General features: G+C 46.6%; 23 protein-coding genes. 7 read left to right on the top strand and 16 right to left on the bottom strand.

Annotated features, from left to right (window positions below; all coding sequences use genetic code 11):
• Positions 1–6: 6 nt before the first annotated feature.
• From HP568_RS22465 to HP568_RS22455, 3 genes are read right to left on the bottom strand one after another with little or no spacing between them, the layout of a single operon-like run.
• Positions 7–1536, bottom strand: a complete 1530-nt coding sequence (locus tag HP568_RS22465; protein ID WP_173630275.1) for a YcdB/YcdC domain-containing protein — start codon at positions 1534–1536, stop codon at positions 7–9.
• The gene (locus tag HP568_RS22460) at positions 1520–2101 is read right to left on the bottom strand and encodes an RNA polymerase sigma factor (protein WP_048031377.1); all 582 of its coding nucleotides are present in this window, start codon (positions 2099–2101) and stop codon (positions 1520–1522) included. Before HP568_RS22460 ends, HP568_RS22465 begins: the two co-directional genes overlap by 17 nt.
• Entirely contained in the window at positions 2076–3602 is a 1527-nt protein-coding gene (locus HP568_RS22455) for a YcdB/YcdC domain-containing protein (RefSeq protein ID WP_173630274.1), read from the bottom strand. Before HP568_RS22455 ends, HP568_RS22460 begins: the two co-directional genes overlap by 26 nt.
• A gap of 415 nt (positions 3603–4017) precedes the next feature.
• Here HP568_RS22455 and HP568_RS22450 point away from each other — a divergent pair, with 415 nt between their 5' ends.
• Complete coding sequence (locus HP568_RS22450) at positions 4018–4350, top strand: hypothetical protein (protein ID WP_048031375.1); 333 nt, start codon at positions 4018–4020, stop codon at positions 4348–4350.
• A 110-nt stretch (positions 4351–4460) separates the two neighbouring features.
• Here HP568_RS22450 and HP568_RS22445 read toward each other — a convergent pair whose 3' ends face one another.
• The 6 genes from HP568_RS22445 to HP568_RS22420 all read right to left on the bottom strand — a co-directional run bounded on the left by HP568_RS22445 (position 4461) and on the right by HP568_RS22420 (position 10935).
• The gene (locus tag HP568_RS22445; RefSeq protein WP_173630273.1) at positions 4461–5186 is read right to left on the bottom strand and encodes a DsbA family oxidoreductase; all 726 of its coding nucleotides are present in this window, start codon (positions 5184–5186) and stop codon (positions 4461–4463) included.
• A gap of 136 nt (positions 5187–5322) precedes the next feature.
• Positions 5323–5964, bottom strand: a complete 642-nt coding sequence (locus HP568_RS22440; protein ID WP_017250075.1) for an ABC transporter ATP-binding protein — start codon at positions 5962–5964, stop codon at positions 5323–5325.
• On the bottom strand, positions 5961–7616 hold the full coding sequence (locus tag HP568_RS22435) for an ABC transporter permease (RefSeq protein WP_173630272.1): 1656 nt from the start codon (positions 7614–7616) through the stop codon (positions 5961–5963). The genes HP568_RS22440 and HP568_RS22435 overlap by 4 nt, the downstream gene beginning before the upstream one ends.
• Positions 7617–7618: 2 nt before the next feature.
• On the bottom strand, positions 7619–8707 hold the full coding sequence (locus HP568_RS22430) for a Fe(3+) ABC transporter substrate-binding protein (protein WP_048031371.1): 1089 nt from the start codon (positions 8705–8707) through the stop codon (positions 7619–7621).
• 114 nt (positions 8708–8821) lie between these two features.
• The gene (locus HP568_RS22425) at positions 8822–10261 is read right to left on the bottom strand and encodes a sensor histidine kinase (RefSeq protein WP_173630271.1); all 1440 of its coding nucleotides are present in this window, start codon (positions 10259–10261) and stop codon (positions 8822–8824) included.
• Positions 10258–10935 carry a response regulator transcription factor gene (locus HP568_RS22420; RefSeq protein ID WP_048031369.1) on the bottom strand — a complete coding sequence of 226 codons (678 nt, stop codon included), beginning with the start codon at positions 10933–10935 and terminating at the stop codon, positions 10258–10260. Before HP568_RS22420 ends, HP568_RS22425 begins: the two co-directional genes overlap by 4 nt.
• Before the next feature lie 153 nt (positions 10936–11088).
• Between HP568_RS22420 and HP568_RS22415 the strand changes: the two genes are divergently transcribed.
• Complete coding sequence (locus HP568_RS22415) at positions 11089–11625, top strand: superoxide dismutase family protein (RefSeq protein WP_048031368.1); 537 nt, start codon at positions 11089–11091, stop codon at positions 11623–11625.
• 60 nt (positions 11626–11685) lie between these two features.
• Here the strand turns inward: HP568_RS22415 and HP568_RS22410 are convergent, their stop codons facing one another.
• Together HP568_RS22410 and HP568_RS22405 are read right to left on the bottom strand one after the other, a co-directional pair.
• Entirely contained in the window at positions 11686–12531 is an 846-nt protein-coding gene (locus tag HP568_RS22410; RefSeq protein WP_048031367.1) for a 1,4-dihydroxy-6-naphtoate synthase, read from the bottom strand.
• On the bottom strand, positions 12528–13190 hold the full coding sequence (locus HP568_RS22405; protein ID WP_048031366.1) for a futalosine hydrolase: 663 nt from the start codon (positions 13188–13190) through the stop codon (positions 12528–12530). Before HP568_RS22405 ends, HP568_RS22410 begins: the two co-directional genes overlap by 4 nt.
• Before the next feature lie 149 nt (positions 13191–13339).
• Between HP568_RS22405 and HP568_RS22400 the strand changes: the two genes are divergently transcribed.
• Positions 13340–14125, top strand: a complete 786-nt coding sequence (locus tag HP568_RS22400) for a class I SAM-dependent methyltransferase (RefSeq protein WP_048031365.1) — start codon at positions 13340–13342, stop codon at positions 14123–14125.
• Positions 14126–14178: 53 nt separating this feature from the next.
• On the opposite strand, the gene HP568_RS22395 is transcribed toward HP568_RS22400, so the two are convergent.
• On the bottom strand, positions 14179–14541 hold the full coding sequence (locus tag HP568_RS22395; RefSeq protein ID WP_088910840.1) for a VOC family protein: 363 nt from the start codon (positions 14539–14541) through the stop codon (positions 14179–14181).
• Positions 14542–14694: 153 nt separating this feature from the next.
• On the opposite strand from HP568_RS22395, the gene HP568_RS22390 reads away from it, so the two are divergent.
• The 3 genes from HP568_RS22390 (at position 14695) to eutH (ending at position 17391) form a co-directional block, all read left to right on the top strand.
• A complete protein-coding gene (locus HP568_RS22390) occupies positions 14695–15294 on the top strand; it encodes a nitroreductase family protein (protein ID WP_173630270.1) in 600 nt (199 codons plus the stop codon).
• Between the two features lie 248 nt (positions 15295–15542).
• Positions 15543–15743 carry a cold-shock protein gene (locus tag HP568_RS22385; RefSeq protein ID WP_048031362.1) on the top strand — a complete coding sequence of 67 codons (201 nt, stop codon included), beginning with the start codon at positions 15543–15545 and terminating at the stop codon, positions 15741–15743.
• A 376-nt stretch (positions 15744–16119) separates the two neighbouring features.
• Positions 16120–17391, top strand: coding sequence for an ethanolamine utilization protein EutH (eutH, locus tag HP568_RS22380; protein WP_048031361.1), 1272 nt, complete (start codon positions 16120–16122; stop codon positions 17389–17391).
• 40 nt (positions 17392–17431) lie between these two features.
• On the opposite strand, the gene HP568_RS22375 is transcribed toward eutH, so the two are convergent.
• Both HP568_RS22375 and HP568_RS22370 read right to left on the bottom strand, forming a co-directional pair.
• Positions 17432–18076: a DUF2625 domain-containing protein gene (locus tag HP568_RS22375; RefSeq protein WP_173630269.1), complete on the bottom strand. Its 645-nt coding sequence runs from the start codon at positions 18074–18076 to the stop codon at positions 17432–17434.
• A gap of 205 nt (positions 18077–18281) precedes the next feature.
• Complete coding sequence (locus HP568_RS22370) at positions 18282–18767, bottom strand: SRPBCC family protein (protein ID WP_048031359.1); 486 nt, start codon at positions 18765–18767, stop codon at positions 18282–18284.
• 241 nt (positions 18768–19008) lie between these two features.
• Here HP568_RS22370 and HP568_RS22365 point away from each other — a divergent pair, with 241 nt between their 5' ends.
• Positions 19009–19890 carry a YitT family protein gene (locus tag HP568_RS22365; protein WP_017250060.1) on the top strand — a complete coding sequence of 294 codons (882 nt, stop codon included), beginning with the start codon at positions 19009–19011 and terminating at the stop codon, positions 19888–19890.
• Positions 19891–20058: 168 nt separating this feature from the next.
• Here the strand turns inward: HP568_RS22365 and HP568_RS22360 are convergent, their stop codons facing one another.
• Together HP568_RS22360 and HP568_RS22355 are read right to left on the bottom strand one after the other, a co-directional pair.
• Positions 20059–20466, bottom strand: coding sequence for a hypothetical protein (locus tag HP568_RS22360; protein WP_173630268.1), 408 nt, complete (start codon positions 20464–20466; stop codon positions 20059–20061).
• A 20-nt stretch (positions 20467–20486) separates the two neighbouring features.
• Complete coding sequence (locus HP568_RS22355) at positions 20487–25946, bottom strand: RHS repeat domain-containing protein (RefSeq protein WP_173630267.1); 5460 nt, start codon at positions 25944–25946, stop codon at positions 20487–20489.
• Between the last annotated feature and the right edge of the window lie 9 nt (positions 25947–25955).

Here is a 25955-nt window from a genome sequence, read left to right as displayed (position 1 = left end):
TGCTCTTTAATTGATGACCTTGCCTGTCGTGGCTTCTATTGCCCATGGCTGTTCGGAATCCCGGCGGATTTGGTAAGCAAGTACTCGCTCCGCCCCTTTTTCCGCTGGCAAGTACACGAGTTCCAGTGGAGCATGCTGCACAAATTGATCAAGTGCCTCTTCCTTGGAGAGCGTTTTAGCTGTCTGATCAGTGTGTAACCATGATAAATCCGAAAAGTTGCCCGTAAGCTCGGTAACAAGCCCGCTAGCCTGTTCGACCGACACTTTATAAGAATGATCTATGACGGGAATCCCGTTGACCTTCGGAGCAAAGGTAAACTGAATGGTGCTAGGCGACTCTTGCGACGCTTCCAATGACAACTCACGCACATCGGTTGGAAGGAATTTCTCCAGGTGGGCTATCGCGAGCGCTTTTGCCTGTTCATAGGTCGTTTCCCGGTGGTTCTTACGTCCATCCGCAGTCATCTGTGAAAACCCGAGGAATGCTCCATCATCTGTCGTCTCAACGGAAACGCCGTTGCCCTGTCCATCGTTCCAAGAGTATGAAATACCATGCGGATTTACACCAATGAATGCTTTTTGCTCCACCTTTATGTCCAACTTGCGCTCAAGCAGCTCTGCGACCTCATCAGAAGATTTCAGCACGAGTGGTTTTCCTTGTCCCGAAACAGCAACGGATTTTTTCTCTGCTTTCTCTTGGCCGATCAGCTTGCCTGTTTTCGCGTTCACATAAACATCTGATGCTACTACGTATTGAAGGCCTGGTTGTTTCTTTCCTGCATAAACGAGCCGAAGCGTACTCCCTAATTGCTGGGCTGCCTTTACTTTGTCAATCGTCCCCTCACGATTGGCAGGCTGTGACGCTACGCCACTAACTTCGAGATCAGGGTAAAGAAGCAAGGTCATTTCACCTGTTTTGGGGGAGATGCGGACCATCGCGCTATTCTCCTGAAGAGGAATGCCATTGATGATTTTGCGAAAAGCCACTTCTCCTTGTGCCAAATTCGAGTGAGCATGATCCACTTCAAACTGTTTGCTTTGTTCTCCCAGCTTCTTTTGCAAATAGGCCTCTGCCTGTACTTCCAATGGTGACTTCTCACGTGTTGGTGTGGGGTGGCTCCTGTCTATTGGGTTCGGTGCGGTCTCTGGTGCTAATGTCTGTGGCTGTGGATCATCGCGAGTAATTACGGCAGCTTCTTGCTTCTCCTCTGGCTTAGCCTTACTTTCAACTGGTAGGGAAGGGATAGCATTCGGTGGTGTAGCTGTTATAACGGCTGGAGGTGAGATCGTTTTTTGCAGATCAACAGTTGGCTTCAGCGGTGAATGATAGCTCAGCCACACACCCATGAATACGGCTGCTGCAAGGGAACCTGCTCCGGTGACAACTCGCTTGATCTTCGCTGTCTGCTGCATGCGATACGCCTCACGAATGAGCCTTTCCTTGCCCATCTGCTTCCACACTTGACGAGGTGGGGTGCTCTCCTGCCTGACTTGTTTCAGTAATTCGATTACGTGGTTTTCATCTGGCAAACTCATTGGCAATCCTCTCCTCGCAAGCGTTGCCGAGTATCTTCTGCAACGCCTTTAGTCCCCTGTGACAGTCCACTCTCACTTTTGTTTCTGGAATCGCCAAAATCTCGGCCGTTTCCTTTACGCTGTACTCTTTTATGTATCGCAAAATTACTATGATACGCTGATCGGGCTTCAGCTTTTGCAAAGCCCGTTGAATACTATGCACCTCTTCTTTTGTCTCCAGCTCCTCTTCTGGAAGGCCCTCCGTAGACTTCATGAGGGCCAACCAGTTGTCTGAGAACAAACGCTGCCACTTTTGCTTGCGGTAATGATCAATCGCGACATGCTTGGCGATGGAAAAAAGCCATGTCTTCATTGCGACCCGACCGTCATACCTCGGCAGTATTTTTAATAGTCGTGTAAATACTTCCTGCACCATGTCTTCTGCATCTTCTTGTCTGCCCGTAAAGTAGAGCAAGAAATAGTAGATGTCATCATAGTGAGCCTCGTAAATTACCCCGATTCGTTCCGCCAAATCGCCTGACAAGTGACTCCCCCCTTTCTTATTCGGTTGCTTCTCCTTCTCCATAAGTGTAGAACTCACCGGTCAGAGCATCGATTTCTTCTTTAGGAACGAGTGGCGAAATATAAACGAGCTCGGCTACGTTTTTATTTTCCTCATCCAAGGAGTAATACAGCTTCAGTGGACATTTTTCGAGAAATTTCTTGGCTGCTTCCTCTTGTGTCATGGCATTCTTGATGTCCGGCAGCTTGATCGTTTGAGCGATTCTCCAATCTAGTAAAGTCGCTTTTCCCGTGGCTGCATCTATGTGTGCCTGTCTAAGCATACCATCTACCGGATACCCTTCATGAAGCATGGTAAAGTCAAAGTTGTACAAATTTTGATCGGGTTCATATCGATTGGCGGTGACGACCATTTCTTTATCGGTGAGAGGAAGGAACTCAGACATGGCTTCCACAGCAGCCTTTAGCGCCTGCTCTTCGCTCAGCTTTTTGTCTGCCTCACTTTTCCGCTTTGTGTCCAATACTTGATAATTCGTGACCTTTCCTGTCTTGGTTTCGAAGAAGATATTGGCGATGAACTCGTCCTCCGTCGTCCACAAATAATTGCTGACTCCAGTTTTCGGGTCGCTCGCTTCCTGAAAAGTTGCGCGTCCTTTTGTGGGGTTGTATCCTGTCTTAGCTGCCAAGAAAGCCGCTGCCTCTTCTTTCGACTTGATCATTATTTGCTTTGCTTTTGGTTGGAACTGGATGATTTTGTTGTTCGGTTTGGCCGGCAGTTCGGCTCCCATGCTCGCATTGATTTCCTCGAGAGAAGGAGTGTACAAGAACCTGTAGCTTTGCCCATCCGCACTCTGTCCGTAGTAGGGCTTCATCGCAGAAGCAAACATCGCTTCTACCTTTTCTTTTGCATGCACCTTTTTTGGATCAGCGAATTGAATTTTTCTAAGGTCCCGTTCCATTTCAACTGGCTCTGCATACCCGTCGCCTCTTGCCAGATGCTGAATTTGCCCGTCGCTATTGATGGCGAAATTCAGTGTATCATTGCGGAACGGAATCCCATTTACCATTTTGCGAAACAAAATCGAAGAATTCCGCTTGGAGGCCTCCTCGTCCAACTGATAGTCCGCCATGTCCTCGCCATACCATTGCTTCATGAACTCCGTTGCCCTTTTCTTCGCATCTTCTAGGGGATAGGTGGAAGAGAAACCTCCTTTGCCTGTGATATGGCTGAAGAATTTGACTTCACCTGTGTTTTGGTCAACGTGTATTCGAACATAAGGAGCTTTCTTTTCCTTCGTTTGATACTTTTTGACTTCAACCCGGGATGTCTCTGCGTTCATCTCAAATTCGGTGATCGGATAGTCCTTTAGATAAGGCACAACTTGAACGAGTCTCTCTACAGACTTTTCGATTTTCTTGATCAGCTTCTCATCGATTACACTATCGCCTTTGCTCTCAGCCTGAATCGATACGCTCGATTCTGTTGCCGCCATAGCACTGATGGGTGCCGTTACAGCCAGACTCGCTGTCATGAGTACAAATATACTTTTCGCCCATTTTTTCATGGTTCGTCCATTCCTCACTCTTTTTGGATAGTGGGCTGGGGCCCCAGCCGTTTTTCGCTCTGTCCATTATTCGAATGAGTTCCCTTTTTGTTTCAGTGGGGAAGAAAATTTTCCCATAAAAAAACGACTTCCCAAAAAGGAATCGGCTGTATGCGGCCTGTATTTGAGCAATAAACGAAACCAGATGTCACCAATATGCTTGAATAATCACCGAAAATAGACGGTAACGAGTTGTTAGGGCCCATCAAAGAAATGGAGCCGATGGTTCGACCTGAAAGGGATATTATGATAATCCACATAATTCCACATCATGAATCAAATGGAAATAGGCGTGTTAGGCCGACAACTTTGGGCACCCAGGGCATATGATGACCAGTAGAAACAAGGCACAAGGCTACTACAGGAGGTAACAAACTTGAACCTGACATTAAATCGACTCAGTCTGACGAATGTGGATGACTCTGCTGGTGTATGGCAATATGAAGGTGGTAAAGTGTTTGATGGAAATAACCATGTAGCCAATTACGCGAGTACGAAGCGCACCGTGCATCAGGGAACTGAAGCGCAGAATACGGCAATGCTCACATTGACACTTTTCTTTTTTGGTCTCGAGAATATTACTCTCCAAGGAAGTCATGACTTCAGCTCTGGCAAGCAAATTGGAAGCGTTAGCGCTGCTTCATCCCAATTTGCTTCTTCTATTGGTAAACAGTTCACAGTATTAGGAACTAATCTCGTTATTCAGTGATTTCAGACGATCGTTCATGAGAAAAGCCGATTCCCCTTTATTTCAGGAGGATCGGCTTTTAAGATTTTACTGGTAAGGGGTATCACCAACAATTATTAGTTTTGTGTCGCTTATATTTTGCAGGAGCCATCTGCGCAATTGTCGCCGGATTGCTCGTCTTTTTTCTCGTCGTTCTGCACGAATTTCAGAACAGGAGCTGCGCTTTCTTCTTCCCATACCTGGTTCAATGCGCCTAAAAAGACTTCTCCTGGCTGCGCACCAGAGACTGCATATTTGTTATTGATGACAAAGAACGGTACACCCGTGACACCCAAATCATTGCCTCTTTGTTTGTCCTCTTGTACTTGCTCTCTGTATTCGTCTCCTGCCAGCATGGCGAGCGTCGCTTCCTTGTCCAAGCCCACCTCAGAAGCAAGCTGTGCCAGCACCTCGTGGTCACCGAGATGGAGTGATTCGGTAAAGTACGCCTTCAGCAAGCGCTCCTTCATTTCCCTCATTTTTCCATGCGCATGAGCAAAGTGCGTCAAGCGATGCGCATCGAATGTATTGGTCGGAATCATCGTGTCAAAATGATAGTCGAGACCAACACCTTTTGCCATTTGGGTTACTTGGTCATTCATCCCCTTGGCCTGTTCGAGCGGAATGCTGTACTTGGCTGCCAGTACTTCATGCATGTCCATATCGGTATCGCGTTCCATCTGCGGGTCGAGCTGGAAGCTGCGATATACGACCTCTACTTGATCCTTATGCGGAAATTGAGACAGCGCTCCTTCCAGACGGCGCTTTCCGATATAGCAAAACGGGCAGGCAAAATCAGACCAAATTTCAATTTTCATGTTCCATCCTCCTCTATTTGAACGGTGCAGATCAAAAGAACAGCAGACCGTACACTGCAAAATTTGTCGTATGCACATTATACAACAACGCACGGTACGACTATGCACTTTGGAGGCTGATAGCTACAATTTGCCCTTAACGAGTCATGCGAATGATGCGATCACAAATCGTTTCCGCATCTGCTTTGTCATGCGTGACCAGGATCGAAGTCATCTTGGCAGCTCGCAGCATTCGCTTCAAGTCATCGCGTATTTTCGTTTTCAGCTCGGCATCCAGATTACTGAATGGCTCATCCATCAACAAGATAGCCGGTCTAGGTGCCAGTGCACGCGCAAATGCGACACGCTGCTGCTGTCCCCCGCTCAGCTCATGTGGATATCGCTTGCCGTAGCCTTCTAGCTGTACGAGGGCCAACATCTCTTTCAAACGAACCAGACGCTCTGCTTTGGACAATCGATGCAGGCCGAACAAGATGTTTTGCTCGACAGTCAAATGCGGAAACAGCGCATAGTCCTGAAAAATCATGCCGATCCCGCGTTGCTCGGGCTCCACAAACTGCCCTTGATCGACCAACACTTTTCCATCAATCTGGATGCGACCGCTCTTCGGGGACTCCAGTCCGGCTATCAAGCGAAGCAATGTACTTTTTCCACAGCCGCTATTCCCCAGCAGCCCGACAACTTCCCCCTGCTCCATCTGCAAGGAAAAATCCCGGATGACGCTGCCGTTCCCGCTTGCATAACCAAACGTCAGGTTTTTCACTTCAAAAAAAGTCATTTTGCCTGTCTCTCTCCTAACCAGTGATAGAAAATAACGGAGACGATCCCCACTGCAATGATACAGAGCGAAGGAATCGCGGCCTGATGAATTTGTTCATCGCTCGCATATTGATACGCCTTCGTTGCCAGCGTCTCGAAGTTATAGGGACGAAGGAGCAAGGTAAGCGGCAATTCCTTCACGATTTCCATGAACACCAGGATAAAACCAGTGAGCACAGCCCCTTTGATTAATGGCAAATCCACCTTGAAAAAGGTTCGTGTCATGCTCATCCCGAGCATACGTGCCGCTTCTGAATAACGGTTTCCCGTCTTCTCAAACCCCGCTTCGACTGCGTTGAATCCGACTGCAAGAAAGCGGATGATGTAGGCAAACGTCAACATGAACAAGGACATGCTGAGTACCAGCTTGTTTGCCCCTAAGCCCAGCCAGCTATAAAAGGAACTCAGCTCTTTATCTACGGACATCACCACCGCCATTACACCGATGGACAAGACTGCCCCCGGAATGGAATAGCCCATGGAAATCAAGCGAGTCAGCGCCACAGCGAATATCGAGCCTCGGGAGAATCGGATGACATTCGCTACGATTACTGCGAGCAACATCAAGATGGTGATCGAGATACAGGAGATGAACAGCGTATTGTTCAAGAGCTTCCAGAAAGTCTCGTTCAACACTTCCTCATACGTCCACGTCGCCCAGACAACCAACTGCCCAACAGGGATTACAAACGAAAACGAAACAATAACCAATCCGAAGATTACGGCAGCGTACATCGGCATTCCACGCAATTTTCTGCGTATGAGCGGCGTGCTCCTGTTCGTAGGAGAGCTGTATTTTTTTCTTTTACGCACAAGTCGTTCGACGATAAAGATCCCGATAATCAACGTCATGAGCCAGGCGGACAAACGAATGGCCGAATCTACGTCATACATGCCAAACCACGTCTTGAAAATCGCTGCTGTAAAAGACTGAATCCCAAAGTGCTTCGTCACGCCAAAATCATTGAGCACTTCAAATGCCACCAGACTCGCGCCACCGACGATGGCTGCCTGCGACATAGGCAGAACGATGCGAAAAAAGATATGCGCTTGGTTTTTTCCGAGCAATCTGGCATTTTCAATGAACACAGCACTCTGTTTTTCAAGAAAGGTTTTCGTAATCAAATAGACGTACGGGAACAAAAACAGGGTGAATATAAAAATAGCGCCCTTCATCGACATAATGTCAAAGTAGCGTTGATCGAGCGTCAATCCGAATGTATCGCGCAAAAACGTCTGGATGCTCCCCGTATAGCTGAGCATGGAGCCGTACGTGTATGCTGCGATATACGGAGGAATCGCCAACGGTAGCACGAAAGCAAATGAAAAAAAGCGACGTAATGGAAAATCGTAGGCAGCGACCAGCCAGGCCAAGGTCACACCTACGATGATCGTACAGGCTCCGGTACCGAGCACGAGCCATAACGATTGCAGCGCGTAATCCAGCAGCATGTACTCTTGGATATGCTGCCAGTTTTCATTCTGTTTTTGAAAGAGTCCGAAAAAAATATAAAGAGACGGGAGAAGGGCCAAAAAGGCCCCTATCACGCTCAGCGTTACCCACCCGTTCAGTTTTCGTCTCAGGCTTCTACGCAAAAGTGCTCCCGTCATGCTTATTTCCAACCTGCTTGATTCAGCAGTTCTACCGCTTTTTTGTTATACTCGCCGAGCTTAGCAAAGTCGAGCTTTTGCGTTTTGAATTCTCCCCACTCTTTCAAAAGAGCTGGCTTGTCAGCCTCTGCATTGACAGGGAACTCGTAGCTTCCGTTTGTCAGCATCGTTTGAGCCTCTTTCCCTGTGACGAACTCAATCAATTTCACGGCATTGTCCTTGTTTTTCGCGTGCTTGGTCAAACCAATACCGCTGATGTTCAGGTGTGTGCCTGTCGTTTCTTGGTTCGGGAAGAAGACACCGATGTTTTGCGCAACTTTTACTTCCTCTGCATCTTTAGAGTTCAGCATTTGTCCAACATAGTAGGTGTTCATGATCGCTACGTCACCGACTTTGGCAACAACAGCTTTTGCCTGATCACGGTCTCCACCTTCAGGCTTGCGCGCGAAATTGTTTACCAGACCCTTTGCCCAATCCAATGCAGCCTGCTCGCCATTCAGCTCAATAAAAGAAGCAACGAGTGACTGGTTGTACAGGTTGGAAGAAGAGCGTACCAATACTTTGCCTTTCCATTTATCTGTAGCCAAATCTTCATACGTAGACAACTGCTCTGGCTTCACGCGATCCTTCGCATAGACGATCACACGCGCACGGGTAGCCATACCGATCCATTGGTTGTCAGGATCACGCAGTTCTTTCGGTACGTTTTTCTCTACTTCAGCAGATTGAATCGGTTGCAGCACGTCATTTTGTTTCGCATAGTTCAGAACACCACCGTCAACCGTGATGAACAAATCCGCTTCGGAGCTCTCTCCTTCACGCTTCAAGCGCTCAACCAGCTCTTCTGCTGTACCCTTCACTTCGTTTACCTTGATGCCTGTTTGCTTCGTGAATTCTGCGAACAGTTTGCTATCAATATCGTAATGGCGCGCTGTAAATACGTTCACGACTTGCTCTGTTGCAGCCGGCTCTTGTGCCTTTGGCGCTTCTGTTTGCGGCTGGGCAGTATTCGCGCCGTTTCCGCATGCAGCAAGGAAAGGCAATGTCAGCATCGTACTCAGCATGACCGCCAGCATCGATTTGTTTCTCATTTTGATTCTCCCTCTCTATCGCAGTGATTATTGATAATGAATATCATTGCCAATTGACAAGGCTTATTGTAACGAACAAAAATGAGAAAATGCTGTGAAAATAAAAAAACATCCTCAATTTTTTATTTGAGATGCGGATCGGTTGAAATTCGCTGAACGAAGCGGTACAAAAACAGTCACAGTCGTCCCTTTCTGCTCCACACTCTGGATCGTTATGCTTCCGTTGTAACGTGCAAGCAATCGTTTGGCGATGGCAAGGCCGAGCCCATACCCGCTCTCTCCGCTGTTTCTTGCTTTGTCTACCCGATACAATCGGTCCAAGACATATGGCAAATCCTGCTCGGGTATACCGATTCCTTCATCTAAGATTTCCATACAGGCTACATTTTCTTGCACCATGGCCCTCACGCAGATTCTCCTGCTCTCCCCCGAATACTTGACCGCATTATCCAAAAGGATCAGAAGCACTTGCTCCAGGTGTTCTTCTGATATGGCAAGGATTTCTCCAGCCAAAGGCCCAAGTTCTTGGTCGATCGTAAATGTCGGCTGAATCATGGCGAATTTCTTGATCATGTGACAGACAGCCCGATCCGGATCATGGAGCGCGACATCCTCTTCGATCTCCACATGTTCCGCTCTCGTCAAAGCGAGCAGCTCCTGCACCAGTCCTTTTAGTCTGGCGAGCTCTTGAATCGAAGTCTGCAAGGACTCCTCCAAAACAGCTGGATCATTTTTTCCCCATCGCCGTAGCATTCCCAGATGCCCTTCGATAATCGCGATCGGCGTCCGCAGCTCATGCGAGGCATCTTCGACAAATTGTCTCTGCTGCAAAAAGGAACGCTCCACCTGATCCATCATTTTATTGAACATTTTCATCAAGGTCGCGATCTCATCCTGATTATCGTGAAACTGTACACGTTCATGGAACCCTTTTTGCCGGACGTTGCTCATCGTTTCATTCATCGATTGCAGGGGCTTAAGCAACTGACGCGCAAGCAATCTACCACCCAGACCGCTTATGATCACAGCGGTCAAGCACCCAATTGCCATGACCTGAAAAAGCGCACCACTCAACTGCTCAAACTCTTTCATATTCTTCAGAATCATGACGGTCCCATTAAATTGAAAGATCGTAAGCGGACTGCTCATGATCAACAGGTCACCACGCACTTCTTGGGTCTGGGTGCGAATCGACTGAACAGGCGGAAGCGGTGGCAGTGTGATATCCTGAAAATTTTCCGAGACAACGACAATCGGATTACCCTCTTCGTCCAGAATGCGAATCATTTGGTTTCGTTGATTGATTTTCTCCAGGAAGCTGCGCAGCTCTGCGATGTCCTTTCCCTCAAAAGATTGCTCTTTTTCCAGTGCATAGTTGAGGAACTCTCGCATCGTTTGTTGCACAACCTGCTGCTCTTTATTAAACATCCACTTCTCTACAAAAAAATATTGGAAGCTATTATAGCCAATGAATACGAGAAAAAGCAGAAGTGACGACCAGAGTGTCAGCTTCCATTTGATCGGGAGCTTTAAGAATCTCGATGGTCCTCTCATTTTCGCATCACATAGCCAATTCCGCGTACAGTCGAGATATAGCCGTCCTCATTGGGCGAATCGATTTTATTGCGTAAATACCGAACGTACACATCCACAACATTGGTCTCCACAGCAGCCTCGAATCCCCACACCGTATCAAGAAGCACCTCGCGAGGCAGGACTCGATTGATGTTTTTCATGAATGTCACGAGTAAATCGTACTCTCTTTTGGTCAACTCAACAGGTTGATTATTTTTGGTGACGATACGTCCCTCCATTTGGACCACCAGCCCTCGGTGCGCAAGCATGGTTCCGGGGACATTCTGCTGCTCTTCCTGACGGCGAAACACAACGCGTATGCGTGCCAACAGCTCCTCGATCGCGAATGGCTTCGGAATATAATCATCGGCACCACTGTCCAAGCCTGAGACGCGGTCCATAATACTGTCTCTGGCTGTCAGCATAATAATCGGCGTTTTTTTCACGCTGCGAATTTTTTGACAAACCGCTATACCATCAAGCCCTGGAAGCATGACGTCCAATAATATGACATCCCATTCTTCCTGCAAAGCGAGCTCGAGTCCTTTATGTCCATCATGCGCGACTGTAATCGCAAACGATTCGTAGCGCAACTCCAGTTCAATAAATCGGGCCATATTGATCTCATCTTCTATCAACAGCACTCTTTTCACGTTTTGCCCACCCTTTTGCCCATGCCGGGGAATTCCACCTGATTGTAGATGAAAATAATTATCAGCGTCAATGTTCTCCTACATAGCCCAGTAACCATACGCCCATCTCTAACATAAGATATGGCAAACTGGATAAATGTAAGGTGGTGTACCATGAACGGATACCAACCATATGAATACCCATACGAATATGACTTGCGAGCCGTGTCCTCACAACATGGGCGGAGAACAGGACAATCCTTTGCCGAAATTCAGGGCGGTCCACTGGCACCGAATCTGAATGGATATGTTGTGTTTACCGATGTCCCCTACGGTACCGAAGTTTTCGTGGAGGTCAGCGGTCTTCCCGCTTTCCAGCCACCCGCTGGCAATCAACCGCAAATCGGGCCATTTGGTTTTCATTTGCATGAGCATGGCGTCTGTACGGTAGGAAATCCGAATGATCCCTTTACCGCAGCAGGCGGTCACTGGAACCCTACCCATCAGCCACACGGCAACCACGTAGGCGACTTCCCTGTGCTGTTTTCCAATGACGGCTATGCACGAATGACTTTTTTCACAAACAAAATCAGTGCAGCAGATGTGGTCGGCAGAACCGTGATCATCCATCAAAGTCCCGATGACTTTCATTCGCAGCCGGCAGGAAATAGCGGAAAACGACTGGCATGCGGATTGATCTACGCTGGCTAACGCTTCATTCGAACAGGAAAAGGGGGCAGCCCTGTAAGCTGCCCCCTCCCATTATTTCAGCTATCGACGTAATGTCGACAAATCAAATGCTGGCACAAGCCCTTCCTCAGCTGCACGACCGAGCAACGCCTCGACAGCTGCATAACCATCGTTACCCAAATTTCTCGTAAACTCATTCACGTACAAGTTAATATGCGCTTTCGCTACCTCCTGGGACAGCTCTTGGGCATGGGACATGACATATTCTTGTGATGCGGTTGGATTCGCCCATGCATGTTCGACAGAGGAGCGCGTCCAATTGGTCAGAGCCTCAATGTCCATTGATTTTTTCGCGATGATGGCACCCAACGGAATCGGCAGACTGGTATCAGACTCCCACCAGTTGCCCAAGTCCGTCATGAGAGATAGTCCGTAGTTTTGATACGTGAAACGCGCTTCATGGATCACGAGTCCCGCATCGATCTTGCCGTCTCGTACAGCAGGCATAATCTCATGAAACGGCATGACGACGATCTCGCCAACACCACCTGGGACATTTTGTGCAGCCCAGAGCCGGAAAAGTAAATAAGCTGTGGAGCGCTCACTCGGGACCGCTACACGTTTGTTGGACAGGCGTGCTGGATCGTTCGCACTCTCGCCAGAATTACCTTGGGTCAAAACGAGTGGCCCGCATCCTCTGCCCAGTGCACCGCCGCAAGGGAGCAACGAGTAGTTGTCCATCACCCAAGGCAATGCCGCATAGGAGATTTTCATTACTTCAGGGCCTTCCCCCTGTGCAGCAAGCGTATTTGTAATATCGATATCTGCGTACATAATATCGAGCTTCGGCGCTCCCGGAATCAAATCATGTGCCCAAGCATGAAAAACAAAAGTGTCATTCGGACATGGAGAAAACGCAATTTTCATGATAGTACCTCCCGTAGTACAGAGCTTCCCTTTTCCAGAGATTCCAACGCATCCTTTATCCGCCAAGCGGATTTATCCCGCGGTCCAATTGCATTCGATACCGTGCGAATTTCCAGAACAGGTCGTCTGGCAGCCTGGGCAGCAGTCGCAACGCCATACCCCTCCATCGCTTCTGCTAGCGCATCTGGCATCCGCTGTGCCAAAGCCGCGGCTGTTTCTGCTGTGCCCGTCACGGTCGATAGTGTAAGTACAATGCCTTTTTTGGCGGCCAAGCCTGCTGCCCTCATTGCTTCCGTTGCCCGCTCGACCAATTCCTGATCGACACTTACCCGAGCTGATCCAAATCCGAGCTCGTCCACACTGCAAAAGCCCTCAGGCGTTTCTGCCCCCAAATCCGCACAAATAATCTCTGTCGCGACAACGAGCGACCCAATCTCTGCTTGTCCCACGAATCCGCCGCATATTCCTGCACAAATGACCAGATCGTAGTCCGTGCAAGCAAGCGCTCTGGCTGTACTCGCTGCGGCTGCTGCTGGCCCTACTCCCCCAGCGATGACTGTGAAACGCTTATCTCCTTGTATGCCGCGCATAACCGCATCCCGTTCTGCGTCAACAGAGGTCACGACCAGAATGCTTCTATATTGTTGTGACAAAATCATTTGCCCTGGCTCCTTTCAACCGCTTTCCCTCTTCCACGTTATCGCTACTTTTCGTTCGTGTAAAGCCGTTTAAAGAGTTTGTCAAAAGACAGGGAAATTATTACAATGAAACCTGTTGTGCATTTTCGTTAGATGAGAGGTGACCGCTCATGCTTCATCCACAGAATCCGAACACCCATTCCGACTGGCTCGCCCCCCACTCTCTGGCCTGGTACGCTCAGCTGGGCGAAATGACTGGTGAATACGTATACCCGTGGCGCTCTACCATTACGGAACCAAATGGCGAGTCGCTTTTTATGGAACAAATTAGTCGTATGGTTCCGAATCAATCCGTTCTCGATATTGGCTGCGGGCACGGCGCATTCACACTGCACTGGAGCCGTTCTGCCAAAGAAATTGTCGGTTTAGATGTGACAGAAAACTTTGTGCAAAAGGTCTGTACGCAAACACCCGAAAACGTCTCCTTCGTTGTCACCAATACGAAATATACCCTCCCCTTCCATGACGATACGTTCGACTGCGCCTACAATCGCAAGGGACCTACCTCCGCCTATCCAGATATAGCACGGGTCGTCAAAAGAGGAGGCTCATTCATCGGATTACATCCGGGCGACCAGTTGTCCGCCGAGTTATTCGAATGGTTTCCTCATTTATTTGGTTCACGTCCAACTGACACTCCGATCCTGCAAAATCTACAGGAGAGACTCAGACAAGCTGCTTTCCAGCGAGTAGATATTCAGACGGTGATCGCCACCGAGTATTTTCAGACCCCGCTCGATGTCATTCGCATGCGTTGCTTCGGGCAAAGTCCCACTATTCTCACGTCCGTCATCGAACAACACATGGAGAGTGTAATGCCGATTTTTGACCACTATGCGACTTCTGACGGTCTGCCAACTACGCATATGTATTACCTCGTTCGCGCGATTGTTTGATTCGTCCTGTTGAAAAACCTCCAGCCGCATTTGGCCAGAGGTCGTCATTACGCTTATCCTTTTAGCAAATAGCTGTTGCCATCTTCATCCTGAAAAGTCGCATAGGTCCCCCACTGCATCTTGTTCAGTTCTCCTTGAAAAACAACACCGTTCGCGCGCATTGTTTCGTACGTCTTTTCAATTTCTGTACATTCAAAAACGATCGAGGCCTTTTGTTCCTGCCAGTTGCTCATCATACTTTTCGGATAGAGTACCAAGGCAGTCTGGGCACCTGCTGGTCCTACCTCCAGCCAACTGCTGTTTGGTCCCATCGGGTGCTCTTGCTTGACTTCAAATCCAACCTTTTCTGTCCAGAACACTTTTGCGCGTTGCTGATCTTCTACGTAAACAGCTACCGTTGCCATTTTGGTAATCATAATATCCTCCCTTACATGCTTGTACCTTGCCACATCCCCATTGTAACCGAAAGAAATCCAGTTTATTGCAATTAGAAATCCAAACGCAAGTATAAGCTCCTCCCTTTCAATGCATCATGTTAAGGTAAAAACAAGTCGCAGGAGGAATGAAGAGTGAGTAAAGATTTTTATTCAGCCTTACAAAACAGAAGAACGTACTATGGGATCAGCAAGGAAAATGTTGTATCTGATGAGCGCATTAAAGAAATCGTGCAGGAAGCAGTAAAGTACTCACCATCCGCATTCAACTCCCAAAGCGCTCGCGTTGTAGTTCTCTTGGGTGCAGAGCACGATAAGCTGTGGAACATTACCAAGGAAACGCTGCGTAAAATCGTTCCCGCTGAACATTTCGGCTCGACCGAAGAAAAAATGAATGCCTTCGGTAGCGGCTACGGCACCGTACTTTTCTTTGAAGACCAGAGCGTCGTCGAGAATCTGATGCAGCAATTCGAAGCATACAAAGATAATTTTCCGATTTGGTCCGAGCAATCTTCTGGAATGCTTCAGTTTGTTGTGTGGACTGCATTGGAAATCGAGGGCTTCGGTGCTTCCTTGCAGCATTACAATCCACTCATCGATGAAGAAGTCCAACAAACGTGGCAGCTCCCTAGCACATGGAAGCTGAGAGCACAAATGCCTTTTGGCAAACCAACCGCCCAACCAGGTGAAAAACAATTCCAACCTTTGGATGAGAGAGTGAAGTTCTTTTCCTAAGTAACATTTTGCTCCGTGTTCGTAATGGACGGCTCAGAGATTTCGTACTCGGGCCGTCCTTTCGTGTATTGAGCGATTGCTTTCCGCTTTCATCTGTGATACTATTACCTTAAACAAAAGATTCTTATTTAAAGCGTTCACATATTGTAAAGGGTTTACACTTATGTTTGAACCTTTTACAATGTGTGAATTTTATTTTATATAAATAAAAGTTACATATTCATTTTATTTTGTTGGAGGTAACACCCATGCAAACAGGTACAGTTAAATGGTTCAACGCAGAAAAAGGTTATGGCTTCATCGCAGTTGAAGGCGGAAACGATGTATTCGTTCACTTCAGCGCAATCCAAGGCGACGGTTTCAAAACCCTCGAAGAAGGCCAACGCGTAGAATTCAACGTAGTTGAAGGCAACCGTGGTCCACAAGCTGAGAACGTAGTAAAACTGTAAATTACACATAAAGCTGCCCTTGCGAATAACAAGGGTGGCTTTTTTTTCCAGCACTTTTTCCTCACATAATTCGTTCTTTGTTCCTAAAGGGCAGTTGACATTAGTCATGCCTCCCCATATAATCTCTTTATAATGCAGAGTAAAGCAACGGCGCTTTCTAGCATAAAATATTCAGAATGTACACAATGGAATAAACGCGACACGTATTTTCCGTTTATTTTTAGCGAGCTATGAAAGCGGTTCCAGTTGGCTGTTATTACCATTACCTGTAAACAAGTTCATACAAGTAAGCAAAGGCGCTTAGGGTATATCTCATTTATTTAATGAGATCCTAAGTGCTTTTATTGTTTACATCCGCAAAAAAGGTGGGATATCCATGGAGCACATTGGAAGCGTCATTATTTACATCATCATGTTATGTGCAGTGATTGGTGCCATTGCCGCGATCCGCAACAGCGATGAAGGTCTCGGTAAGGAGTTCATGGAAGGGATTCACTCAACAGGTTACATCTTCGTTCCTGCTGCCGGTATTATGGCGTCCCTCCCGTACATCTCTTGGTTCGTAGAAAAAGCGGTATCACCCATCTTCAACAAAATTGGAGCAGATCCTGCGATTGCGGCAACTGCGATTCTCGCATCTGACATGGGTGGCTATCAGTTGGCAAACCTCCTGAAGACCTCCACGGAAGGTTGGATTATGGCGATGATCGTCGGTCTGATGGCCGGTGCTACAATCGTGTTCTCCATCCCAATGGGACTTGCTATGTTGGACAAGCGCGACCATAAATACATGGCGCTTGGCGTAATGTCCGGTATTTTGACAGTTCCGATTGGTGCTTTTATCTCCAGCGCCATTCTTGTTTTGACAAATGCAGAAGTTCGCAATGAAATCTCGACGAACGCTGAATCTACTTACGCTTTTGCTATTGGTTTTGGTCAGGTACTTTTGAACCTTTCACCGATTTTGTTCTTCGTATTAGCGATTGCTGCAGGTCTTCGCTTCTTGCCAGACTTGATGATTAAAGGCTTCATGATTTTCGGAAAGACAATGGATGCAGCTATCAAGCTCGTACTCGTATTCTCGATCGTGCAACACTTTACTGGCATCTTCACAAAGATTTTCGGAGCATGGGGCTTCGATCCGATCATCGCCGATCCAACTGACCAATACCGTGCGTTGGAGACCGCTGGTTACATCGGTATCATGCTCGCAGGTGCGTTCCCAATGGTATACATGCTGCGTAAATATGCGGCGAAGCCACTCGAAGTATTGGGTAATAAGCTGGGAATGAGCCCTTCTGGTAGTGCAGGCTTGCTCGCAACGAGCGCGAACATCCTGGCGATGTTCCGTCTCATTCGTTCCATGCCACCAAAAGACAAGGTTATCAACATTTCCTTCGGGGTTTGTTCAGCTTTCTTGCTGGGTGACCACTTGTCCTTCTCTGCTAACTTCCAACCAAACATTATCTTGCCGGTCATGATCGGTAAATTGGGAGCAGGTATTATCGGGATTGCTTTTGCTTACTGGCTCTCCGTTCCGAAAGCACTTGAACTGGAAAAACAAGATCGTGCTGCGGGAATTATCGGTCCAGATGAGTACTTGGATAATCACAGCGCTCAAGCTGAGGTTGCAGCAACCAAACAATAAAAGCAAAAGAGCGGTCCTTCGTGGGCCGCTCTTTTTTCCTTTACACAACTTTTTGGTTCATCTCCCAAATTTCCAATGCAGGTACCGTCTTTTTTGAGCACCCCTCCATTGTTAATTCACGCGCTTCTTTTGACCACAAAAAAGGATAAATAGCAAACATTTCATCGCTTTTTAGCTTGGAAACGTCCTTCTCCCAATCCTTCCAGAAAAATGTCGCATAAAACGTATGGATATCCCCCGTCATTGCCCAGTGCAAAAAGTCGGTATAGCCAATTTCAAGATCCTCCCACGCAAGACTGTCCGGAGCGAAATACCATATACCGCCTACCGACTCCGGAAACATTCCACCATTGATCGCAAAGAATCCCCCTATGACATCGTCTGCTACCAACAGCATCTGATTCATGGCACATTGCTGATTCCAAGAAGTGATGGAACGAGGGAAATGAGGATGACCAGACCCTAGAATCCGTAGCCATCCTTGGTGAATCAGAATCCCGCCTGTTTCAAAAGCAACAGCACCTAGTGTTGACCTCGTCGTTACTTGTAAATCAACGAGCTGTTTTTTCCCTTTCTCCCGTTCAGACGGCAGAAGAGTAATCTTCCGGTCTGATGCTGACTGCCATTTCTTTATCTCTTCCATCGCTGAATCCTCTTCGCAGTACAATTCCTCGAAGCTTTTCATTTCAGCCTCCACTCCAAAGTTATTTGCGCGACTCCCACAAGATGACGCTCACTTCGACCAGGCAGATGATAGCGCCGCCCGAAGGAAGGGAAGATGTGAAGCGTAGGAATGATCAGGATCAGCGCCCCGACGTCTATTATCTGATTGTCTCTCATAGTCTGTATATGTAACATCACATTAGCTCGCCAAGACGAATCCTCAAATTCTACCCTTGATGAGCAGCCTGTGGAGAGCAGCACAGATCTCCTTTGCCCGATTCAAGTGAAGATTTCAGGCTCCCCAATACATGAGACCAAGCCATTTCATGCCAGCCCCGAGCCTTTTCCCACTCCTCTCCCTCTTTCCAACCGAAATGCTCGACCAATACTTGCGTTTTCCCCTCTGCTTCAGACAAGGTGACAAGCACGTAAGTCAAGGCATCCTCGTGATTCATGGTATCTGCGAATTCATCCGGTCCCTTCCATGTAAAACCCAAGCGCTCCTTCGGTTCAAAATGGGTAATGATGCACCCTTTCGTCCCCATCTGGTCGCGATTGGCTGGATTGAAGTACAATTCGTATGCTCCGCCCAGATACGGCTCAATCGTTGCATCAGGCGCAAACCACTGAACAAGCCGTTCCTTTCGTGTCCACGCCCACCAAACCAGCTCTATAGATGATGATACTTCTATCTCCTTTTTCAAGAAACCCATTATCCTTCCCCCCAACTATTTTCCTAACAGTTTGAAAATAGCAATTTCTGTATGACCAGTCAATACAGAACACTCGCTATCCCCACTTTCACGCCTGAACGAGATTTCAAGCGTATAAATGAGTCTGAACAAGTCTGAATCGAATATTTTTTACTAAAAAGTGTAATTGTGCAGTAATCGCATAAGAATGAATGCTATAATAACTAAGTAAGTAAAAAATTTCACAATGGGGAGAGGAACGATGGAACAACCACTTGCAAAATCGACTCATCAGAAATTACCCATTGGAAAATTGCTCAAGAGGGTCTTCGGTATCCTGATTGGTGCTTCCCTGTTCTCAGTAGCACTCGAGATTTTTCTCGTACCGAACAATATTATCGACGGTGGAATCGTAGGTATCTCGATTATTACCTCGCACCTGTCTGGGTTGCCTCTTGGTGTTTTCCTTTTCGTGCTTAACTTGCCCTTCTTAATTATAGGGTACAAGCAAATCGGAAAAACGTTTGCACTCTCGACCCTCTTTGGGGTTACGATCATGTCAATTGGTACGACACTCCTTCACCCTGTCCCAGGGCTAACGGATGATCCCCTGCTTGCGGCTGTATTTGGGGGCATACTTCTCGGAATTGGCGTGGGACTTGTTCTTCGCTATGGAGGCTCTCTGGACGGTACAGAGATCGTCGCTGTACTGCTTAACAAGAAATCTCCGTTCTCCGTTGGTGAGATCGTAATGTTCATGAACTTATTCATTTTGAGCAGTGCCGGATTTGTATTCGGTTGGGATCGCGCGATGTACTCGCTGATCGCCTACTACATTGCATTCAAAATGATCGATCTGACCATCGAAGGCTTCCAGGAGTCTAAAGCGGTATGGATCATTAGCGACAATCACAAGGATTTGGGAGATGCGATTGTTGCTCGTCTGGGCCGTGGCGTTACCTATTTGAATGGGGAAGGCGGCTATACCGGAGATGACAAGAAAGTAATTTTCTGCATCATTACACGATTGGAAGAAGCCAAGCTGAAGCTGATCGTGGAAGAAGTAGACGAGAATGCCTTCTTGGCTGTCGGCAATATTCACGATGTGCGCGGCGGGCAGTTTAAGAAGAAAGCGATTCATTAAAGGGAAAAAAATGTACCCTATAGAGTGGACGTTTGGGAACGTCGGTCTATAGGGTATTTTTGTTGCAGTGACCATTGCTCTTTATTTCTTGTCAGCGGGTGGGACAATTCCAAAACACAAAAAAACCCCAGACGAGATTGTGGCTCGAATGGGGTAAGAAAACTCCAGCTACTCAATTGGCTTCCATATCACTATATGTTCAACTAACTTATCACCTGATTCATTTGGTAATGAAAAGAAGAATGTAATACCGTTCAGATTGTATTCATTACCTATTGGATCATATTCCAATTCTTCTCCCACTATTCCTTTTAGATCAGTTAAAGTAGAGCCCAAACCTATCTGATTTAAAAATTGCCCCTGAAATCTACCAAATACTGAAATTGTAGATAATTTCCCGGATTTTTTCTCAATAAAAAACTCCATGTCATTTAATTTCATTTGTAGGACTTCTGGAGAATCCGTTATAGAATACGGGGATTGTATATTTTGAAGTAACTCATTCTTGGTGCATCCTAAAAAAAACTCTCCAACACGTTCTCCAGGTACAATCTCCCTATTTACGTAAGAATTCATAACAATCATCCTCTTTACAATTAGTCTATTGGTATGCTAATAGTCTTAAGAATTGATGAATAGAAATGGGGGCTGTTATTCGCATTATCATAACTATTTCTCCATTCTGCCATTGATCCAAAAGCTTGCTGTGCCGCTACCGTTGGGAAAACAGACACGTGTCCATCATCACTATCAATGACAGCACGGAATATACCTGTTCCGTTGATAGCCTCTTGTGTCGATACCCATCCTGGTAACATTACATTTGTAGACCATGATAATGCTTCATCATTTCTACCTTTTCGTGTTAAAACTCCTTTTCTTAATTTCATAACATTTTTATGCTCTGCGGTTAAGCTTTGAGCATCTAAAGTATTTGATCTTCTAAAAACAAAAGTCGCATCAATATCATCCGAGCCAACTAATTTCTTCATAATTGATTTACTTAATTTTTTTCCAAGACTTTTGGCATTTGGAATTAAATCAGCAACTGCTTCCGCAACATCATTTCTCAAGCCTTCTCTAATTTGATTTGCTCTCTCAATAAAATAGGCCTTTCTTAGATCAGTAGCCGCTTTTTGAATATTAGCTTGTAAGCCTGTATTACCTTTAGCATTGTTCCAATCTCTGGTCAGTTGCCTGATCTTTAACTGCTCACTTCTAGGCAGCTGATTATCAATTTCTTCTACCCAATGCCCACTAGGATCAACAAACCTCAGCGGATTATTATGCACATACGTATACCGGTTCATGGAAAGCGGATTATCCACCTTCCCCTTATACGCATCCTCCGAAATAAACCGCCCAACACTCGGATCATAGTACCTAGCGCGTAGATAATAGAGGCCTGTTTCCGCGTCGTACATCTCTCCCGTATACGCAAACGGATTTGCCATGGACTCTGACTTCGCAACAATATTGCCCCAAATATCGTACTCGTAGGTGTTGAGTGCTTGTCCGTTTTTATCTACGATCTTTTTGACATTGCCCAGACTGTCACCAAGGTAATAGCCGCCTTGCTGCCCACCGCTATGGAGCTTGCGGAACAAAATGCCGTTGCCCCAGATGTTTTGGGCTTTCACGTTACCGTTTTGATCTAATTCTTCAATCACATACCCATTTACGTAAACATATTTCGTAGCATCCCCATTGGATTCCTTCACAGCACGTAATCCATCCGGATTGTACGCAAAAGAACCGCTGTCCCCATTCTGTTTCGAATAGGTTTTCAAGCGGTTCAATCCATCATAGGTAAATGTATAGCTGTCTTTTGTATGTGGCTCGGTGCCCTCCACATGTTCCCGATTGCCTCTCGTGTCGTAACGATAGGTGCGCTCGCCCTGCGGATTCGACTCTGTCGCAATTCGATCAATCTGATCGTAGGCATAGCGATAGGTCTTTCCGTTTTGCTGAATCTCGATTTTGTTGCCAAATGCATCATAGCGTAATTGTTCCGACCACAAAGAAGCACCATTTTGCGTATGCCCTGTCGTGACGGCTTCCCCAAAAGAGTTGTATTCTTTCCGAGCCTCTACGCCATTCGGATAGCGAACCGTCTCCGTGTCACCCGAGGAGCTGCGTGTGTATTGATAGGTGATCAGCCCTGAGAGCGTACTGTCCACGCTCTTGATTCTGCCTTCATAATCGTAGGAATAGTTGACTCTCGTGCCATCTGGATATGTCAGGTAATCCATGGCACTATCGTCGTTTTCGTAGCCAATCGTGTAGTTGCGGTTAAACGCTGTCTGGTTTTTCAAGCGGCCAAAAGCATCGTAGCTGTATCCGATTTCCTGCCCATCACTATTGGACTGTTTGGTAACCTGGCGTGTAATGGGATCATACTGGTTTGTACGCGTATAAACAGTGGTACCATCCGGTCTGTATACGCGCAGCTCGGCTACTTCATAAAACGGCGTGTAGGTGTAATGGTGAACATTCCCTGCTTTATCCGTGACCGAGTCTATCTCACCGTTCAACTGATAGCGTATGCTCTCACTCTGATTTCCCTGTACATCGGCTTCCCCCAATTTCCAAGAGAGATTATTATAGGCATACTGTCTGGTCTCTATGCCATTTTCCGTTACCTTGACGAGGTTACCTTGAGGGTCGTAATCGTAACGATACTCTTGGCTCAGTGGATCATTCAAATACAGAAGGTTTCCAGAAACATCATACAAATAGTTCCAATAACGGACTTCACCATCGTAGCCATAGACCTCTTTCGCAGAGAGTCTGCCCCATCCGTCATAGTCATACTCGATACGTCTTGTTTGACTGAGGTCCTTTGCCTGCTCTACTTGTACATAACCGAATGGATCAAGTAACTGTACCTTTTGCAGACCATTCGGGTACTGTACGACAGCAGCTCCTTGCGGCAGATAGCTGTTGTCTGTTACGGCTGTGTTCGCATAGGAATGAGTCGTTGCTTCTCCCTGTGAATTCGTAACAGATTTCAGGCTTCCGTCCGTATAGTAGTCATATTCAAGCTTGCGTTCTTCCATCCCATTCGGGGTAGTGAAGCGAACATGTCTGCCGTCAAACAGGCCACTGCTATACTCGTTGGCAACCAGCGTTCTTGTGCCACTGTTAGTCACTTCTTCTTGAAACTCCACATCGCCGTGAACAGTATAATACGTTACCTGTTTCAATCCATTTGGGTCTGCTTCTCCATTCGTAAATACTTCTTTGGTCACACTACGCGAAGCATCATCGAAGGTGTACGTAATGTTTTTCTTCTCCCCCTCGCGATCAAAAACTTCTTCGTTAAGGCGATCTAAATGGTCATAGTAGTAGTTTACGGTGCTGCCATCACTGAAAGTTTGTTCCTCTAGCAAATCGAGGCCATTCACATAATCATAGTAGAAAACAAGATCGGTCTTCTGATTGCCCAAATCAACCTCTTTGATAGCCTTTTCGATCACATGTCCATAATTGTCGTACTGATCAAATGTTGTCTCCAAATAGCTATCCGCTATCGCAGGATCGGTCGTAGAGGTAGTCTCTTCTATTTTCGATACCTGTTCATCTGTGTTGTACTCGAAATTACGTACAACGGTATCTGTTCGTTCACCCGTACTGGTTGGATACGTTCGTTCTTCGGTTTCCTGATCAATCAGCATATCAGCATTGAAGGTGAACGAGTTGGTCTGTATCAACGTGTTGTCACTTGATTTCTTGGTAACTTTTTCAACAGGACGATATACTTGATCTTCTCCCCATACGGTAAAAAACTCGTAATTCCATTTCGTCACAATACCGCTGGCGTCGACATGCTCAGTGATCTCCCCGAAGTCGTTATAGCGGAACTTCGAGATATTTGCATAATTGGGTAAAATCTCTTCGGTCGCAGAATCAATCTGTAACGAACCGTCAGAATCTACTTGTGGGTCCATCAAGAACTCACGAACCGTCTCGTTGGGGACACCATCCATGAAACTGAATTGATAGAGCTGCTTCTTATCCTGGTAGGCATAGGTTGTATACTGAACAGGATTGTATTTGTAGGTTGTGTTTCCGTCGCTGATTTGCAAATCAGGGTTGTCCCGCAGCGTTCTGGTTCGAACCCGTTTCAATAGGTGGTTCCCACTATCATCAGTGTAGAAGGTTTGCTCGACTCCGTGTGCATAGGAATCGTATTCAATCGTGGAAACCATATCACCGAAACGCTCATCTGCGTCGATCAATCGATGGAACGACCAAGTTCTTGGCTTCTTCCAAATTTCCCACGTTTTTTGCCCCGCACCGTTTACCATGCTATATTCCAGGCTGTACATGATTTCTTCTTCTGTCTTCCCGTGCGGAACGTAACTGAAATCAACCATGCTTACCGGATGGTAGCTGACATAGGACAAAATATTGTCATCCTGGTAAAGTCGAACAACACCACGGCTTTGTGTCAATTTATCTTCTTGGTAGATGGAATAGTAATAGGTCATCGTTAACCCATTAATTGGATAATGAACCGATCGCAGCAGCATGTAATCCAAATTTTTGCTGCGATTTTCGTTATCCTGGTCCAAGTAATCATCCGATTCAAAAGAGAAGGAATCGTCTCGATTGAACGTATAATCGCTAATGAGGTTAAATTCCGCCTCCCTCATTTCATACTCATAAGTTGCCATGACTTCATTGTTTTGTTCAACGGAAACCAGTTCCGCAGATGAGCTGCGCTCAGGATTCGTATCGTTGCTGTACACGACATCATAGTCAATCCTTTTGATTGGCTCATCCTGATCTTTATCCGTTTCATCTCTGTACAGCTTCAGGTTTTTAATTCCGCCTGCTGTGTCACGCTCCATAACGACAAAGCGACCATAGGTATCCTCGATTTCGACGACAGAGTCATTTTGTTCATCCATGTGATATCGGATCGTATCGCCAAATGGGTTGCGTTTGGTGACCAACAGCTCACTGCCAGATCGCTCAAACGTATAACGAAATCCATTGACAATTAATTCCACATCCCGCCCCTCAGCTTGTTCGGAAAAGGAGATTCCCTCATAGGGATAATTCACCCATTCATTCCCTTCCCGGATGAGAGTTGTACCGTCCTCCAGTTGGAAAACATAGCGAGATACGTTTCTCCCTGCTTCATCGTCCTGAACGGCTAAACGGTATTGCGTTTTCTCCTCCCCATTTTCCGTAAAGAAACTGACTTCTTCTGTCGTAATCTCGTCATAATATTCAAACGTCGGAATGTTGAATGTCCACCCTGTTGCAAAGGGAATAAACTCGTTTTTAAACAGCTTGGTTTCCCTGCGATTTTCCCAAACCTCATTCCTACTGTCGTATTTCAATACAGGTTCTCTCGTTTTGCTGTCCAATTGGTTGTACATCCGTTGAATGACCAGATCCATTCCGTTCTTCCCTGACAAAGCCAGGTCTGTCTCAACCAGATTTGCAGCACGATAAAACTCGTCTACGGGTTTGCCCGTGTACGTTTTCGTGTAATACTGCGCCATTTGCCCCACTGAGTATTGGACGTCTTCAGCCGCGAGCGCGAGTGCCATCGATTGCTTACTCAATTCAGCTACTTCTTGTTTTTTCTCCAAAGTAAAAATATCAGGAACGTGGGTCATTAATTGTTCCCGTTGACTATTCGATACACTTTTCAGCAAATCTTGAACCACTTTATCGTTCCAAGTATTTTGCTCTACCTTTTCCTTGTTGCTCAACAGCTTTCTCAGTTTTGGGTAGAAGTAAGAGGCAATCTGAATCGATTTGCGATCAAGATTTTTATTCATCTCGATTACTGTCTCAACAGAGAAAGGGTCCCAAGACAGAGCCTTCATCTCTGCTTGAGTCAACACGGGCACTTGAGCAGGGTCAGCTTCATCTGCGCTTTTGGCTGGGACGTTATTGATTTTCTCAATGACCCATTCTTTTGTATCCTTCTTTGCCGACTTATTGGTTGGTGCCCCATATGTCATACTTGGAAAAACCGCAGTCGCGACCAAAGCCGCTGTTACAAATGACATCAGCCATTTTTGTAGCCTCATGTTCGTTAT

This window comes from Brevibacillus sp. MS2.2, from assembly GCF_013284345.1.
Classification (GTDB): domain Bacteria; phylum Bacillota; class Bacilli; order Brevibacillales; family Brevibacillaceae; genus Brevibacillus; species Brevibacillus brevis_C.
This window is presented reverse-complemented; position numbering and strand designations above follow the sequence as displayed.